Raw genomic sequence first — 14,612 nt, 5'->3', positions numbered from 1 at the left:
GGTATGCCGGCCGATATCGGGCGCGGAGGCATTGGCCGGCACTATGCGGACGCGGTCGCTCGGGGATAGCGCTGCGGATCGAAGCGGCCGCCGGGCTCATGATCCGGCACCTCATCCTGGTAGGCCGACTGCGGATCGTGGCGGAACACCGCGTCCGCGTCCATATAGACGGTGGCCAGTGAGATCCGGGCCGAATCGGTGTGATTGGCGCCCGCGAGATGCGCCAGCCGGGCGTGGTGGAAGGTGCAGTCGCCCGCGCGGACGGGCACCGTGACGCGCGGCCACCAGCGCAACTCGGGGCGGGCGGCGATGGGATCGAAATTCGCGGGGGATCCTTCGGGCCAGTGATGGGAGCCCGGAATAAAGGACATACAGCCCCTCTCCACCGGAACATCGGTCAGCGCCACCCAGGCGGTGAGCGTGACCGGCGCTCCGCCGATCGGGAAGGCGGGGGCGTCGATATGCAGAGGCGTGGCGGCGCTGCCGTCCGTCCGTTTGCGCAGCAGTTCGGTCTTGAACATGCGCAGCGGACGTCCGGCCAGTTGTTCGGCAATCGCGGTGATCCGCGGATGCAAGGGCAGCTGCCGCATGGCCGGGCTGCTCCGCTCGGGTTGGGAGACCCAATCCATCACATTGCCGTCCTCGTGATCCCAGGACACGGTGCTGTGCCGCCCCAGTTGCTCGAGCGCATCGGCACGAAACGTCTCCACCTCCGCCGCGCTCAGCATTGCGGGAACGTGGAGGTACCCGTCCCGCAGGTATCGATCGACGAGATCGGCGGACACTGTCGGCTCGCTGGTTCCGGTCATGCTGCTCAGAGTAGAAAGCCCTTGGGACACTTGATGTCCTAACCGATCGGCCGTTCCCCGCGGCGACGAACTTCCCGGACCGATGGCGCCGCACGCTCGCGTGCGGTCTCCTAGAGTTGACAGGTGTCGGCACAGCGTGAGTTCGTCTCGTACGGTCTGTCGCACTGGATCGTGCTCGCCCTGTTCGTGGTGCTGGCCGCGCTGGTCGTGCGCATCGGACGCGGACACCGCACGCCCCGCGCCGCGCGGCGTTTCAGCCGCGTCTTCGGTGTCGCGACGCTGGTGTTGTACCTGGTGATCTACCTGGTCGTTGCATTGCCGCCGACCGTCGCCCGTTCGATTCCCCTGCGCCTGACGGATCTAGCGACCATTGTCGCCGCGTATGCGCTGTGGTCGCACCGGCGCTGGGCCTATGCGCTGACCTACTACTGGTGCTTGACGCTGAGCACGCAGGCCCTCGTCTCACCGGCGCTGGAGAGCCCGGACTTCCCGCACTACGAATTCCTGGCGTTCTGGGCGATCCACCTGATGGTGGTCTGCGCCGCGATCTACCTGACCTGGGGCATCGGCATGCGCCCGGACTGGGGCAGCTACCGGATCGCGGTACTGGCCACGGCGACGTGGGCGGCGGTCACCTGCACCGTCAACTCCCTCGTCGGCACCAACTACGGCTTCCTCAACCGCAAACCCGCGACCGTGTCGCTGCTCGATGTGCTCGGCCCCTGGCCCTGGTATGTGTTCACCGTGACGGCTCTGCTCCTCGCCGTGTGGGCGCTGATGACCTGGCCGTGGGTCCGCGCGGCGGCGAAAAGCGAAGGCCCGCGCCCAATCGCGGGATCACCGGCCGTAGACGAATGAGTTCTCATCCAGCACGGAGTGCCTCCAATTCGCGGATCAGCTCCGATGCGGTGACGGGGTCGAGGGCGTTCAGGTCGGTGTCGATCAGATCGACGCTCCTAACAATGTGGGTCGAATACCGCATCAGATCGCGCCATTCGAGGCTCGGCGAGATCCGCAGCTGGATCGAGCCGCCGGAATTCAGCGGCCGCACCATTCGGTCGATGGTGCCGTCGGAGGATTCTCGTGTCCATCCACGGTGTGCCAGTGCCAGCAGCCGGGCCGGCGAGGTTTCGAGATCGTGATATCCGCCCAGGCCCGCCGCGAACGCGGATGAGTCCGGTGCCCAGAATGCTCGATCCAGCTGTGAAAATGGCTGCAACATCGCATAGTCCGCGAAGATCGACGCCCACTCGGCGGCGACCTCACCCAACTGCAGCGGATGGGCGATGCCTACCTCGACGTCGTCGGCGATGGTGAAAACATCGTCCCCGACGTCGGCGAAGGTGAGATCTTCAGCAATACGGAAGGACTGCTGAAGTGTGCCGTCGACGCCGAAGGCGCCCCACACCAGTCGCCGGGCGAGCTGGCGCAGCATCGGGTGGTCGACGAACAGCTCCCGGTGCGTCCGCGCCGACCAGCGTCGACCTTCGACCATGGCCTGCTCCAGGCGCCGAATCTGTTCACGGGCAACCTTCTTCGCGCCCGCTCGCAGTCCGGTGAACTGGTCATAGGCTGCGTTGGCGATGGCGCGGTCGTCCTGGGCGGCGGGCTTGGGCAGCGTCTTGCGGCGCGGGCCCGCGGCCCATGAGCCGTCGCCTGCGCGGCGGCCGTCGAAGACAACGACTTCGAGTTGTTCATCGAGATCGATGACGAAGCCGCGCGATCCGTAGTCCAGGGTGAGCCGACCATCCTTGCCCAGACCGAAATCCGGGATGGCACGATCGGCCAGTTCATCCGTTGTAATGTGGCGCTGCTCTGCGACGGCATCGAGTTTTGCTCGCACGGCCTTTCGGAATCCGCGCTGTCTCGTGCGGAGGCCGATGTCGCGCAGGTGCCTGAGGGCTGTCGGGGTACCGATATCGGCCAGTACGTCGAGGCCGGTGACCGCACGAGCCGAAGCCGACTGCCGCGGCCATTGCAGAATCAGCGGGACCAGCAACCGCGCGGCTTCGTCGTCACCGAACAGACCCACGGCGCGCAACGTCCAGATTCCACCCGCTGGGTATTCGGCGAATACCCATGCCTGGAACAGGCCCCAGGCGAAGCCTGCCATCGACATCGGATCGAGGATGGCCGAAAGCTGTTCGATCGCGGCGCGATCCGGGTTGCGTTTGGCCAGTATCGCGCACACGACCTCCACTGCCGACGCCGGCAGGGCTCGCGCGGTGTCGCTCGTCAGCAGCGGTGGTAGTACCGGCAGAATCAACCACGACGGCACTGCGGCCGGTTTCCGGCGCGGTCGAAACAGCTCCGGCAACTCCGCTGGTTCGACAACCGGAAGATCGGGTAGCTGGACGCCGAATTCCGCAGCCAGGTGCGGGTTCTGCCAGGCATGTATCCGCAGCAGCGTGCCCACAGCCGACGACCGCCTGGCATCGGCCGACAACAGCCGCATGGCCCGGCGCGGGAAACGTTGCGCCGCCGCCATCGCCGCAGTTGGAACTCCGTATCGGTCCAGGTTCTGCAGCAGCAGGCGGAACGCCTCGTCGGTAGGCAAATACGACAGAATGTCCGCCAGGTCGCGGGTGTTCTCCCGCGTCCAGTTGGTCACGTGATCCACGAAGCCCACGGCGGCAATCGTTTCAGCTGCCGCCGGGCCGACTCGAGTGACCGCGCCGATGTACTCCGCCGTGGTCACGCAACTACGGTTAGCGGGTCGCAAACTCGCGATGAAGGTCTCCAGTTGTGGCGCGGTCGTCACTGCCGTCGCAAGGAGCGCATAGCTGGTGTGAGCCCAGTAATCGTCCAGCACCGGCGCGTCGATATCGTCAGCGACCCAGGACTGCTCGGTCGGCACCAGATAGCTCGAGGCGATACGGACCGGCAGTGTTCCGTTAGCCGTACGTATTTCGCCGAGCCGCGCGACGGCGGCTCGGTAATGGTCGTCGGTAGCGGCGACCAGGTGCTCGCGTGCTCGCTGCAAGGCAGCCAGGGAATAGAAATGGTAGAAGCGGCGACCGACCGACCAAGGTGTCAAGTCGTAACCGCGGCCACCCGGTACCCCGCGGTACTCGCGAGTCATCGTGGTCGCGATGAGTGCGGCCTCGGCGGCGAACACCACACCGCGCTGGGCTACCCACGCGTCGACCGCCATGTACCAGTAGTCGATGCTGCCGGTGTGTCGCCCTTCGCACTCGGCGACGACCGCCAGCACGGCCACCCCGAGCGGCGTCGCCGATGTAGGAGCGGCCAACGCGGCCGCCCCGGCCTCGGCCGATGCTGCCGGCCACGAGGCTGCCAGCGCGAGGTGCAGCGAGTTCCGCTCGGCAGCAATCAGGTTGTCGAGCAGTTCGACAGCGCTCTGATCAGGAGTGAAGGATCGATACGGTGGAAAGCCGCGGACCGGAAGCGCCACGTTGTGCCAGGCTGCGGGAACCTCCCAGGCGCCCTCGTCGAGGTTGCTACGCTCGTGGTCCGTCTCAGTGGCCATCGGCCCCCCTCTCAGGTACTGCAAAACTGCCGGTATTCAAGCTAACGGGACCGACACCCGAACGCCTCGGGCCGACGGCCGAGCCCTCGATCTGGACAAGTCACACCGACAACACCACACTTCGCGGCATGTGCGGCCCCGGCGAACGTGGCGCGGACCGAATCGTCTGCATCGCAGTGGAGTTCGATGGATGCGAACCGCGCTGTGCAACGAAAAGACAGCGTGGCCGGTGGCGGGACTTTGGCTCGAGGCACGATCAGGCGAAGCGAGCGATGCCCGCAGTGGGATCCAGCGCCAACTGTGGATGTGGCATCCAAAACATGAAAGCCGTTGCGATGCAACGGCTTTCATGTTCGTTCTGTGTCCGGAGGGGGACTTGAACCCCCACGCCCTAATACGGGCACTAGCACCTCAAGCTAGCGCGTCTGCCATTCCGCCACCCGGACCGGTGGTGCTCCACAAGATTAGCGGAGGGGTGGCCGAAAATAAAAATCGGGGTGAAAGGGCTTGTGGGGGCACCTTTTCGCGACGCTCATCGTGGGGAGGGGTGTGGCTGTCGGGGTCGTCGATGACGCGGCGGTGGAGTTCGTCGGTCATTTGGTGGATGGCGCGGGTGAGCTCGAGGTTGGTGCCGAGTTCGAGTAGTGGTGGACGCGCCCCGACGCCGACTGCCTACTTGTTGAAGAAGATTCCCGCGAAGTCGGCGTCCCTGATGGGGGTGTTCTCGTTCGCTTGGACTCGGCACAGCGCTTGGACGGCCGCCATGGAGATGTCGACGTTGGTGCCGGGGGGTTCATTGTCGCTGCCGGTTTGCTGCTTGATCGCCTTGGTGACGGTCATGCGCTGGGTGTCGGCGTCCTGCTTCAGGTAGTCGCTGCACGTGGTGTCGCCGCCCTTGTTGAGGGCGCGTTCGACATCGGTACAGCCGGACAGCAGGGTCACGGCGAACAGGGCGGCGGCTGCGCCGGCGGTCCATCGCAGGGTCTTCATGTGCATCCTCGTCGTCGCGCGCGGCGGATCCGACCGCCGCGATCGATCGCCACTGTAGATGGCCGCCAACGGTCGGCAATCAGGGGCGGACCCGGAGATTGCAGGGAATTGCTGTGAGTTGAGTCACAATTTGCCGCACGTCGAAGGCGACTTGGCGGCATGGTTGTGGGATGCCTATTGCCTCCGGCGAAACGATTCGAGTGCTCGGTGCGAGCGAGCACAATCTCCGCAACATTTCTCTCGAGATCCCCAAGAACCAGATCACCGTCTTCACGGGGGTGTCGGGTTCGGGCAAGTCGTCCATTGTGTTCGACACCATCGCGGTGGAGTCGCAGCGGCAGCTGTATGCCACCTTTCCGGCATTCATCCTGAACTTCCTGCCGCGCTACGAGCGGCCGCACGCCGAGGCGATCGAGAATCTGACGGCGCCGGTGATCATCGATCAGCAACCGGTCGGCGGCGGGCCGCGCTCGACGGTCGGGACCATGACCGATATCTACTCGATGATCCGCGCCATGTTCGCCCGCTTCGGGTCGCCGTCGACGGGGCTGGTGTTCGACTACTCCTTCAATACCCCGCAGGGCATGTGCCCGGAGTGCGACGGGCTGGGGATGACCATCAGCGCCGATCCCGACAAGCTCGTGGATAGATCGAAATCGCTGAACGAAGGCGCGATCCTGCTGCCGGGATACGGTGTGGGCAGCGGAGATTGGCAGCTCTACGGCAACTCCGGGCGCTTCGACCTGGACAAGAAGCTCGCCGATTACAGCGATGCGGAATGGCGCGATCTGCTGCACGGCAGCGGCGGCAAAGTGGAGCTGACCTTCAACAAGGGCAGTTGGAAGGCCAACTACGAAGGACTCGTCGACAAGTTCACGCGGTCCAAGCTCAAACGCGATACCTCGGGGCTGTCGGAGAAGACGCGCGAGCAGATTCAGAAGTTCCTCACCGAGGGTGTGTGCCCGGCCTGTCACGGTGCCCGGCTCAATGAGAAGGCTCTCGCCACCAAGATCGACGGGCGCAATATCGCGGAGTGGACGGCGCTGCAGATCACCGATCTCATCGAGGTGCTCGATGCGGTGAAAGACCCGGCCGCACAAGGTCTGGCCGAGGCCTGCGGGATCGCCCTCGGCCGGGTCGCCGATATCGGGCTCGGGTATCTGAGCTTGGACCGGCCCACCTCGACGCTGTCCGGCGGTGAGGGCCAGCGGCTGAAGATGATCAAACATCTGGGCAGCACGCTGGTTGGGATGACCTACATCTTCGACGAGCCCAGCGTGGGACTGCACCCGCGCGATGTCGGCCGCCTCAACCGGATGCTGGAAGCCTTGCGCGACAAGGGCAATACGGTGCTGGTGGTCGAACACGATCCGGATGTCATCCAGATCGCCGATCACATCGTCGATGTCGGGCCGCGCGCGGGCGTGCACGGCGGGTCGATCATGTTCACCGGCAGTTTCGACGAACTGCGCGCCGCCGACACGCTCACCGGTCAGGGACTGCGCCGCGAATTCCGAGTGAAGCAGGAATTCCGCACCGGCACGGGCGAACTGCGGATCGAGAACGCGACGGCGCACAATCTCAAGAACGTGTCCATCGGCATCCCCACCGGGATCATGACCGCCATCACCGGCGTCGCCGGCTCCGGCAAGAGCAGCCTCATCCGCGACGAATTCATGTCCCGCTACCCGGATTCGGTCTTCGTCGACCAGTCCGCCATCGGGGCGTCCTCGCGCTCCACCCCCGCCACCTACCTCGGCCTCATGGACCCCATCCGCAAGCTGTTCGCCAAGGCCACCGGTGAACCGGCCGGGTTGTTCAGCTTCAACTCCGACGGCGCCTGCAAGGAGTGCGAAGGCCGCGGCGTGATCATCACCGAGGTCGCCTACATGGATCCGGTGACCACGCACTGCGAATCCTGCGACGGCCGCCGGTTCTCCGAGAACGTGCTCGCCCTGCACCTGCGCGGCAAATCGATCGCCGATGTGCTCGAAATGTCGGCCGAGGAAGCCGTAGAGTTCTTCCCGGAAAAAGCATTGAATGCCAAGTTGCGCACCATGATCGAAGTAGGGCTCGACTACCTCAGCCTCGGACAGGCCATGAGCACCCTGTCCGGCGGTGAACGCCAGCGCATCAAACTCGCCACCCAACTGCAGAACACCGGGACCGTGTACGTGCTCGACGAACCCACCACCGGCCTGCACATGTCCGATGTCGACACGCTCCTCGCCCTCATGGACGGGCTCGTCGAGCGCGGCAACACCGTCATCGTCATCGAACACAATCTCGATGTGGTCGCCCACGCCGACTGGGTGATCGACCTGGGCCCGGACGGCGGCAAGAACGGCGGCGAGATCGTCTTCACCGGCACGCCCGCCGAGCTGCTCGCGGATCCGGTCTCGCTGACCGGTGAATACCTGCGCCGCTACAAGTCCGGAACCCACGCCCGCGGCTGAGGGCTGCCCGCCGCACGACACCTACTCGCACAGGAACGGAGCAATCCCATGAGTCGCCATATTCAGGTCACCTTCGACGCGCACGACCCGAAGGCGCTGTCCACCTTCTGGCGTGACGTGCTGGGCTACGTCCACCCCGGCCCGCCCGGTGTCGAATTGCCCGCCGGCGCCGACCCGCTGGCCGCCTGGGACGAGTTCCTCGCCCGCATCGGCGTGCCGGAGGACCAGCGCAATTCCCGCTCGGCCATCGAGGATCCGGACGGGGACGGCCCGCGGGTGTTCTTCCAGCAGGTGCCCGAGGACAAGGTCGTGAAGAACCGCGTGCACCTCGACGTGCGGGCGGCTCCCGGACTGCAGGGCGAAGAGCGGATGGCGGCACTGGAATCCGAATGCGATCGGCTCGTCGCACTGGGCGCCAAGCGGCAGCGCCGGGTCGATCCCGCGCCGCCCATGGAATCCGGCTTCATCGTCATGACCGATCCCGAGGGCAACGAGTTCTGCCTGGACTGACCTGCCGGCCACCGGGCGCGGCGTGCTGAGCCGCGCCCGGAATGGCAATGGGTGCAAAGTTATTCGGAGTGCGATTCGGCAGTGAGCGCGGCACGCCACACGCGGGCCTCGCTGAGATTGCCGCGCCGGTCCAGCACTTCGGCCAGACCCGCCATGGCGCGCACATCGCCGTGATCGGCGGCGGTGCGCCACCAGCGTTCGGCCTCGGCGAAGTCGCCACGCCGGAAGCGGACCACGCCGAGATCGTAGGCGGCCGCCAGGTGCCCGAAAGCGGCCGCCTGGGACCACAGTTCGCACGCCTGGTCCTCCTCGCCGCGACCGTGCATGGCGACGGCCAGCTCGTACAGCGCACCGCTGTAGCGGCTGGCCTCCGGCGCGGGGATGGGATCGGGCGGGGTGGGAGCGGTGGCCAGCTCCACGACGAGCTCGGTGAAGTCCGGCGGCCCGACGCCGGTACTGCAATGCAGCACCGTGCGGCTGCGTTCGCGGGTGACGAGCATGCCGTAGTTGCCGGACCAGGAGACCACCGTGTCGGTGTCGTCCACCCAGACAGGCGTGAGGGAGATGGCGGCCTCGGATTCGGTGGGGCAGACCCGCAATTCGATACCGCCGGTCATGGCGTCGCTCCAGACGTCAACCCCCATCAACTGCCGCCCGTCCAGCAGCACGTGGCCGCCGTCCACGCCCATGCCGATACCGAGGCTGCGCACCCCGCGCCGGGGTGCGGCCGCGCGCAGATTCAGGGTGACGGTGGTGGGGGAGAGGCCGACGATCACCTGGTGCACGGGATAGACCTTGGCTCCGTTCCAGGTCACCGGTTCCGCGCTGTCGTATCGGTCGGCCAGTGGTAGTTCGGCGGTGCTCCACTCGGCGCACGGATACGACCCCTGCATTGCCCCGCCTTTCACCGGTGCGCGTGTGCTGTTCGCGCCCACCGTAGCCCCCATTGCGGCCGATGAGCCCCGTATTTGCCAGGTGTCTTCGGCAGCAAACACCTGGTCAGACGACCTGGGAAACTGACCGGTTTTCGCATGTCACTCGACGTGTCCGCCCGGTCCGCGCGGTGTGTCGTGCAGGCGCCCGGCCAGTCGTCATGTTTACTCGTGGCCGACGTACCAGCGAACGAGTGAAAGGTAAGGACATATGGCTCTGCCCACGATGACCCCCGAACAACGCTCCGAGGCGCTGGCCAAGGCCGCCGCGGTGCGCAAGGCCCGCTCCGAGTTGATCGCGCAGGTGAAGAAGGGTTCGGTCAGCCTGGCCGAGGTGCTCAAGCGCGCCGACAAGGAAGACCTGGTCAAGAAGACCAAGGTGGCCGCGGTCATCAAGGCCCTGCCGGGAATCGGCCCGGTCAAGGCCGCCAAGCTCATGGACGAGGCGGAAATCCCCGCCGACCGCCGCATCGGCGGCCTCGGCTCCCGCCAGCGCGCCGCCCTGCTGGAAGCGTTGAGCTCCTAAGTCTCGGGGGTCGCCGGCCGGGCCGAACCCAGGCCCGGCGGCAACCACCCCCACCGCCACCATCAGCGGAGGAAACGCCCGTAATCGGCCGATTTGGTCCACACGGTCTCATCCGATAACCTTGCTGAGCACCACCGGTCCGGGTGGCGGAATGGCAGACGCGCTAGCTTGAGGTGCTAGTGCCCGTATTAGGGCGTGGGGGTTCAAGTCCCCCTCCGGACACAAGAGTACGAAACGGGCGGTCGTGGAGAACAACTCCGCGACCGCCCGTTTTTCGTTATTGCTGCTCCGCCCGTGCTCTCGCGATGGCCGCAGCCTGACCGGGATCGTGGGCAAGTGGTTCGCCGGGAAAGTACACGACATGATCGCGGGCGCAATAGTACAGCGCTGCCCAGTAGGCCGCGGTCCGGTCGTATCGCGCCTGCGCACGTCGCCCCGAGCGCAGTGTCAGCAGGCCGAGGCTCCACGGCAGCCAGGTGATGATCAGCGGTACCGCGAGGGCAGTGGCCAGCGTGGTGGGGGACAGCCCCGCCGCGATCTGGCTCTGGAAGTAGGCGTAGTGCGTGAGCCCGGCGAGTACCAGCAGGGCGATACCGATGCCGGTCTTCGCCTTCGGCCGACCCTCGGTGAAATCCAGGGCTCTCGCCAGGTCCGTCTGCTCGACCTGGAACTGACTGGTCGCGCCGTAGCGGCCCGGCCTGCTGAGGTAGCCCCGGGTGGTCCCCTGCTCCACCACCGCCGGGACGCTTACCGCCTGATCCTGCATCCCGCAGCGAGGGCAACGCATGTCCACGCCTTGCACGCTAACAATCCACCCGCAAGCAAGGGATGTTTCTCGCTCACCCGGTGGTCGACGAGGAAGGCGCCGCCGTGCCGACCGGCCCCCGGTGCGCGCCGACCTGCGGACCGTGCGATATCGACTTCGGGGCCGATGTTCGGACCTCGGCGTGCATCTCCTCGATCAACGTGATGCTGGAATCCGAGCCCCCGACCCAACTTTGGAGGTCGCTCCCGCGCAGCTGGCGCTCATGATGCTGACCGGTCTGCGGGAGGCGCGGCCGGATCTGAACCTCGACAGCTATCCGACCCCGGCCGGGCGGCAGACATTGGATGTGATCGGCTCCCTGTGTGATTCCGGAATCACCAGTGAACTGAGGAAATTGGGCACTCGCTGGTTCGACATCCTGCTGTCGTCCTCACTCGACACCGAGCAATTCCGCCGTGCGGTCACCGAGTACATGGAAGTCCCCCTGGCCGCCCGGTTCGCCGCCCACGGCGTCGATTTCCCAGCCCACTCGAATAGGTCAATTCGGTGCGGCGGCGAAGACACGGTCGATGAAATCGTTCATGGCAGTGTTCATCTGCGGGTCGAGGTGGGCATGTTCGTTGTAGCCGACGATGGTGTGGGGCAGAGCTGCCGCATTGTCCACGGTCAGAATGGGATTCGCGGTCACCCTCCCCGGCTGCGCGCCTGCGCCCACAGCACTTGTGCGCCCGGTCCCGGCGTTCTGGACAGCATCAATGGAAGGTCGTCGGTCCGGTCGATCGTAATCGCGCCGTCGGGGAGCCCCGCGCCCGGCGGGGCGGCCAGCCATATTCGATGAATGCCCAGGGGCCGCAACCGGATTCCGGCGCTGCGGCCCGGCGCAACTGCCCGATCCGATCGACGAGCGGATCGAACAGCAACCCGGTGGGCGCCGCGATGTCGAGCCGCCCGGCCTCCAGTCCCGCGATCGCGCGGACCCTCTCGCCCGCCGTCTCGAATCCGCGCAGGATGGCGCGGGCGGGGTCGACCAGCGCCCGGCCCGCGGTACCGCGCGGGCCGCGACTGAACAGCTCCGAACCGAGGTCGCGTTCGAGCGCGCGGATGGTCTGCGACAGCGACGGCTGCGCCAGGAACAGCGCCTCCGCGGCATTGGTGAAGCCGCCGGGTCACCTCAGGGACCGCGCCGTGGCGCAGGTGCGGCCGGGGATCGCGCCGTCGGGTGGGGTGATGCGGGCGATCCAGCCGAACAGGTGGGAGGTGATCCACAGGTTTCCGTCGGGGCCGGTGTTGATGTAGGCGGGGAAGGAGCCGACGGAGAACGGGAGGGCGCCGCCCAGGGCATTCATCGGATACTCGGTGTAGGAGCCGGTTCCGGGGTCGAGGCGGCCGACCGTGCCGGAGAGGATCTGGGGGAACCACAGGGCGCAGTCGGGGCCGGTGGTGATGCCGGAGGGGCCGCTGGCCAGGCCTACCTCGAAGCGTCGCGCGATGGTCATGGTGGCGGGGTCGATGGCGATGAGCTGGCCGCGGCCGTATTGGCCCGCGCCGAGGGTGGCCCACATTCTGCCGTCGGGTCCGGTGGCCAGGCCGAACGGGATGCTTTGTACGGGCACGTTCATTTCGGCGACGCGGCCGTCGGTGGTGATCTTGACAATGCGTGACGGCGGTGCGGGTGCGGTCACCCAGAGCGCACCGTCGGGGCCCGCGGCCATGATCGGGTTCTGGGACGGAAAGGTGTAGGGCAGTGCGTATTCGGTGGATTCGCCGGTGGCGGGGTCGAACCTGCCGACGCGGTTGGTGACGAATTCCGGATACCAGAGCGCGCCGTCGGAGCCGACCACGAGTTCGTGGCCGCCGGCGAGCGGGTGCGGCAGTGGGTGGCGGGTGAGCTCGCGGGTGAACGGATCGATGCGGCCGAGGTAACCGCCGAGCAGGGTGCTGAACCAGATGGCTCCGTCCGGGCCGGTAGTGATGCCGGTAGTCCCGGGCAGCAGGCCGCCCGCCGGAATGCGTTCCAGCTGAAGGGTTGTCGTGTCGAGGCGGCCGATGTCGGCGGGCGGCAGGGTGAACCAGAGAGCGCCGTCGGGCCCGGCGGTGAAGCGTTCCGCGAAGGAGGCGAACCCGACCGGAATCTGAGTCACCGCGGCCGCGGGATCGGTTGCCGGGGGAGGGGCGGCCGTCGCGGTGCCGCCGAGCACGAGGGTCAGTGTGACGATCGCCGCGGATCGCCGGAGAAGTCCGAGCGCCATTGCCACTCCTGAAATCGGGACGGTCGGCCTCCGCGCGCACGGACGGCAGCCCTCTTCCGGTGATCGAACACCGAAAACCAGTGAGCTGTCGAGGGATTCGCCCGCCAGGATGATGTCCGCGAAGGTCAATCGGCGGCCCGGAGCAGCGGCTTAGATTGCAGCCCTGTCGAATCGCGTACCAGGAGGAGTTCGAGATGACCGATCTCATCGGCTGGTTCCAGTACCAGATCGCCCAGTTGTCGAGCCTGCCCGGCCTTATCCTTGCCACGGGCTCGGCGCCCAACGGATGGCGCCCTGCCTGACCGGGACAGCGCGCACGCCGAGTTCCGGTCATGGGTCAGCCGATTCGGATCGTCTTGGTGACGAAGTAGTTCGGCGCGTTCTGGGGATCGCTGCCCCAGACGAACTGCTGTAGCCGGTGTGCCGGGCCGAGGTCGACGGTGAAGGTCAGCCGGCCCCGCGCATCGGCCACCACCTCGCGGACCGACGCGCCGTCATCGACGCGCAGCGCCGCGCCGGGACGGTAGTTGCCGGGTGTGATGACGGACTGGAGTCCGGAGCCGGTGAGCGTCAGGCCGGTTCGGGAGGCCGAGCGAATGTCGAGAAACTCCGCCGCGCGATCCGGATCGGCGGTGAATGTCCAGCCCCGGACCGAGAATTCGGCGTCGGCCCGGCGATAGTCGAAGGTCTCCGGTTCCGGCGTGCCGAAGGCGGCGAGCAGTTGCGGCCAGAACTCGTGCAGCTGCCGCTGCCAGTAGCGCCACGTGTGCATGCCGCAGCCGTCGACGTCGCCGCGATAGGGGATTCCGGCCTGATCCAGTGCCCGCAGCAGTCCCCGGGTGCCCTGCGCCACCACCGGTTCGGTCAATTGGAACGGCTGGGTGAACGGACCTTCCTGGGGCACCGACAGATTCGCGAGGTCCTCCTGGTCGCACGGCACCCCGTTCCCGGTCTTCGCGTAGAGCGCCAGTCCGCGCAGATTGCCCGCCAGATCCGGCGGATTCGAGTTGCGCCACCAGATCTCGTCGGCCGGCAGCGGGCCGAACAGTCCCGGCCCGCGCAGATCGCCGCGGCAGGACAGCACGGCGGCGCGCTCGATGGCGGTGTAGATCACCCCGCCCGCGCGGTCCGCGCCCAGCAATACATCCGGCTCGCCGCTGAAGCTGGCCGCGGCGGTGAACATGCCGGGATGGCGGGCGGCCAGCAACATGGCGGACAACCCGCCGGGCGCGACACCGGCGACGGCCCGGTTCCGGCCGTCGGGGAGTGTGCGATAGGTCGCGTCGATGTGAGGAATCAGCCCGTCCATGAATTGTGATTCCCCGCGGCAGGATCCGTCGCGGGCATCGATGTAGAACGACAGCGCCGCCTGGGTGGGCAGCACCACGATGACGTCCTGCTTCTCGGTGAACGCGGCCAGGTCGGTGCGTTCCAGCCATTCGGCGTGCGGGTCGGCGGCGCGGCTGGTGATTCCGTTTCCGGCCTGGATCAGATACAGCACCGGATAACGCCGATCCGATTTCCAGTAATCGGTCGGCAACAGGACTGTGTAGGGCAGGCCGGTGGCGACGCCGGTGTCCATCCGCTCGGCCGGGTCGGCGGCGGCGCGCGGCGGCAGGGTCGTGCCGGTGGCGAGCGCCAGCACTCCGATGATCAACGCTACGACCGTGTTCCGCATCGGTCCCCCTTCTCCGGTATGCGCCTGCTGCGCTGTCTTGGCTGATCAGGAGACTGGTGCGAGGAGGGCGGAGTGTCGATGGCCGGAGCCGCCAATGGTTGGCGGCTCGGATCAACCTTTCACGATCTGTGATCGCCATACGCTACTCCAGTGTCAAATTCGTTGCCGGGCGGTGAGCCTGACGGAAATCCCGGTCCCGGGCGCTT

General features: G+C 66.8%; 12 protein-coding genes, 2 tRNA genes and 1 pseudogene. 6 read left to right on the top strand and 9 right to left on the bottom strand.

Annotated elements, in window-relative coordinates:
• Positions 1 to 41 precede the first annotated feature (41 nt).
• Positions 42 to 809, bottom strand: coding sequence for a phytanoyl-CoA dioxygenase family protein (locus ACFVIV_RS04080; RefSeq protein ID WP_379193301.1), 768 nt, complete (start codon positions 807 to 809; stop codon positions 42 to 44).
• Positions 810 to 932: 123 nt separating this feature from the next.
• On the opposite strand from ACFVIV_RS04080, the gene ACFVIV_RS04075 reads away from it, so the two are divergent.
• Positions 933 to 1,667 carry a TIGR02206 family membrane protein gene (locus tag ACFVIV_RS04075; protein ID WP_379193300.1) on the top strand — a complete coding sequence of 245 codons (735 nt, stop codon included), beginning with the start codon at positions 933 to 935 and terminating at the stop codon, positions 1,665 to 1,667.
• A gap of 4 nt (positions 1,668 to 1,671) precedes the next feature.
• Here ACFVIV_RS04075 and ACFVIV_RS04070 read toward each other — a convergent pair whose 3' ends face one another.
• The 3 genes from ACFVIV_RS04070 to ACFVIV_RS04060 form a co-directional block, all read right to left on the bottom strand.
• A complete protein-coding gene (locus ACFVIV_RS04070) occupies positions 1,672 to 4,299 on the bottom strand; it encodes a DUF4132 domain-containing protein (RefSeq protein ID WP_379193299.1) in 2,628 nt (875 codons plus the stop codon).
• A 361-nt stretch (positions 4,300 to 4,660) separates the two neighbouring features.
• Positions 4,661 to 4,745, bottom strand: a tRNA-Leu gene (locus tag ACFVIV_RS04065).
• 226 nt (positions 4,746 to 4,971) lie between these two features.
• The gene (locus tag ACFVIV_RS04060; RefSeq protein ID WP_379193298.1) at positions 4,972 to 5,289 is read right to left on the bottom strand and encodes a hypothetical protein; all 318 of its coding nucleotides are present in this window, start codon (positions 5,287 to 5,289) and stop codon (positions 4,972 to 4,974) included.
• 170 nt (positions 5,290 to 5,459) lie between these two features.
• Here ACFVIV_RS04060 and ACFVIV_RS04055 point away from each other — a divergent pair, with 170 nt between their 5' ends.
• Both ACFVIV_RS04055 and ACFVIV_RS04050 read left to right on the top strand, forming a co-directional pair.
• Positions 5,460 to 7,745 (top strand): ATP-binding cassette domain-containing protein, encoded by a 2,286-nt coding sequence (locus tag ACFVIV_RS04055; protein WP_379193297.1) that lies wholly within the window; start codon positions 5,460 to 5,462, stop codon positions 7,743 to 7,745.
• Between the two features lie 48 nt (positions 7,746 to 7,793).
• On the top strand, positions 7,794 to 8,255 hold the full coding sequence (locus ACFVIV_RS04050; RefSeq protein ID WP_379193296.1) for a VOC family protein: 462 nt from the start codon (positions 7,794 to 7,796) through the stop codon (positions 8,253 to 8,255).
• Between the two features lie 59 nt (positions 8,256 to 8,314).
• Here ACFVIV_RS04050 and ACFVIV_RS04045 read toward each other — a convergent pair whose 3' ends face one another.
• A complete protein-coding gene (locus tag ACFVIV_RS04045) occupies positions 8,315 to 9,148 on the bottom strand; it encodes a tetratricopeptide repeat protein (RefSeq protein WP_379193295.1) in 834 nt (277 codons plus the stop codon).
• Positions 9,149 to 9,398: 250 nt separating this feature from the next.
• Here ACFVIV_RS04045 and mihF point away from each other — a divergent pair, with 250 nt between their 5' ends.
• Together mihF and ACFVIV_RS04035 are read left to right on the top strand one after the other, a co-directional pair.
• On the top strand, positions 9,399 to 9,713 hold the full coding sequence (mihF, locus tag ACFVIV_RS04040) for an integration host factor, actinobacterial type (RefSeq protein WP_379193294.1): 315 nt from the start codon (positions 9,399 to 9,401) through the stop codon (positions 9,711 to 9,713).
• A gap of 137 nt (positions 9,714 to 9,850) precedes the next feature.
• A tRNA-Leu gene (locus ACFVIV_RS04035) sits at positions 9,851 to 9,935 on the top strand.
• Between the two features lie 55 nt (positions 9,936 to 9,990).
• Here ACFVIV_RS04035 and ACFVIV_RS04030 read toward each other — a convergent pair.
• A complete protein-coding gene (locus ACFVIV_RS04030) occupies positions 9,991 to 10,506 on the bottom strand; it encodes a hypothetical protein (protein WP_379193293.1) in 516 nt (171 codons plus the stop codon).
• A gap of 235 nt (positions 10,507 to 10,741) precedes the next feature.
• On the opposite strand from ACFVIV_RS04030, the gene ACFVIV_RS04025 reads away from it, so the two are divergent.
• Entirely contained in the window at positions 10,742 to 11,317 is a 576-nt protein-coding gene (locus ACFVIV_RS04025) for a hypothetical protein (protein WP_379193292.1), read from the top strand.
• On the opposite strand, the pseudogene ACFVIV_RS04020 reads toward ACFVIV_RS04025, so the two are convergent.
• The 3 genes and pseudogenes from ACFVIV_RS04020 to ACFVIV_RS04010 form a co-directional block, all read right to left on the bottom strand.
• Positions 11,232 to 11,630 (bottom strand): annotated as a pseudogene (locus ACFVIV_RS04020) (LysR family transcriptional regulator); the annotation flags it as partial. The gene ACFVIV_RS04025 and the pseudogene ACFVIV_RS04020 overlap by 86 nt on opposite strands.
• Positions 11,631 to 11,645: 15 nt before the next feature.
• Positions 11,646 to 12,728 carry a hypothetical protein gene (locus ACFVIV_RS04015; protein WP_379193291.1) on the bottom strand — a complete coding sequence of 361 codons (1,083 nt, stop codon included), beginning with the start codon at positions 12,726 to 12,728 and terminating at the stop codon, positions 11,646 to 11,648.
• A 337-nt stretch (positions 12,729 to 13,065) separates the two neighbouring features.
• On the bottom strand, positions 13,066 to 14,406 hold the full coding sequence (locus ACFVIV_RS04010) for an alpha/beta hydrolase (RefSeq protein ID WP_379193290.1): 1,341 nt from the start codon (positions 14,404 to 14,406) through the stop codon (positions 13,066 to 13,068).
• Between the last annotated feature and the right edge of the window lie 206 nt (positions 14,407 to 14,612).

Origin of the sequence: Nocardia sp. NPDC127526 (assembly GCF_042672265.1) — a bacterium.
Classification (GTDB): domain Bacteria; phylum Actinomycetota; class Actinomycetes; order Mycobacteriales; family Mycobacteriaceae; genus Nocardia.
The sequence above is the reverse complement of the archived record's forward strand: the minus strand, read 5'-3'. Positions and strand labels throughout refer to the sequence as shown.

Excerpts from the sequence above, each read along its gene's own strand:
- ACFVIV_RS04050 (WP_379193296.1), top strand. The coding sequence starts at position 7,794 with ATGAGTCGCCATATTCAGGTCACCTTCGACGCGCACGACCCGAAGGCG.
- ACFVIV_RS04015 (WP_379193291.1), bottom strand. The coding sequence starts at position 12,728 with ATGGCGCTCGGACTTCTCCGGCGATCCGCGGCGATCGTCACACTGACC.
- ACFVIV_RS04045 (WP_379193295.1), bottom strand. The coding sequence starts at position 9,148 with ATGCAGGGGTCGTATCCGTGCGCCGAGTGGAGCACCGCCGAACTACCA.
- ACFVIV_RS04070 (WP_379193299.1), bottom strand. The coding sequence starts at position 4,299 with ATGGCCACTGAGACGGACCACGAGCGTAGCAACCTCGACGAGGGCGCC.
- ACFVIV_RS04055 (WP_379193297.1), top strand. The coding sequence starts at position 5,460 with ATGCCTATTGCCTCCGGCGAAACGATTCGAGTGCTCGGTGCGAGCGAG.
- ACFVIV_RS04080 (WP_379193301.1), bottom strand. The coding sequence starts at position 809 with ATGACCGGAACCAGCGAGCCGACAGTGTCCGCCGATCTCGTCGATCGA.
- ACFVIV_RS04060 (WP_379193298.1), bottom strand. The coding sequence starts at position 5,289 with ATGAAGACCCTGCGATGGACCGCCGGCGCAGCCGCCGCCCTGTTCGCC.
- mihF (WP_379193294.1), top strand. The coding sequence starts at position 9,399 with ATGGCTCTGCCCACGATGACCCCCGAACAACGCTCCGAGGCGCTGGCC.
- ACFVIV_RS04025 (WP_379193292.1), top strand. The coding sequence starts at position 10,742 with ATGATGCTGACCGGTCTGCGGGAGGCGCGGCCGGATCTGAACCTCGAC.
- ACFVIV_RS04010 (WP_379193290.1), bottom strand. The coding sequence starts at position 14,406 with ATGCGGAACACGGTCGTAGCGTTGATCATCGGAGTGCTGGCGCTCGCC.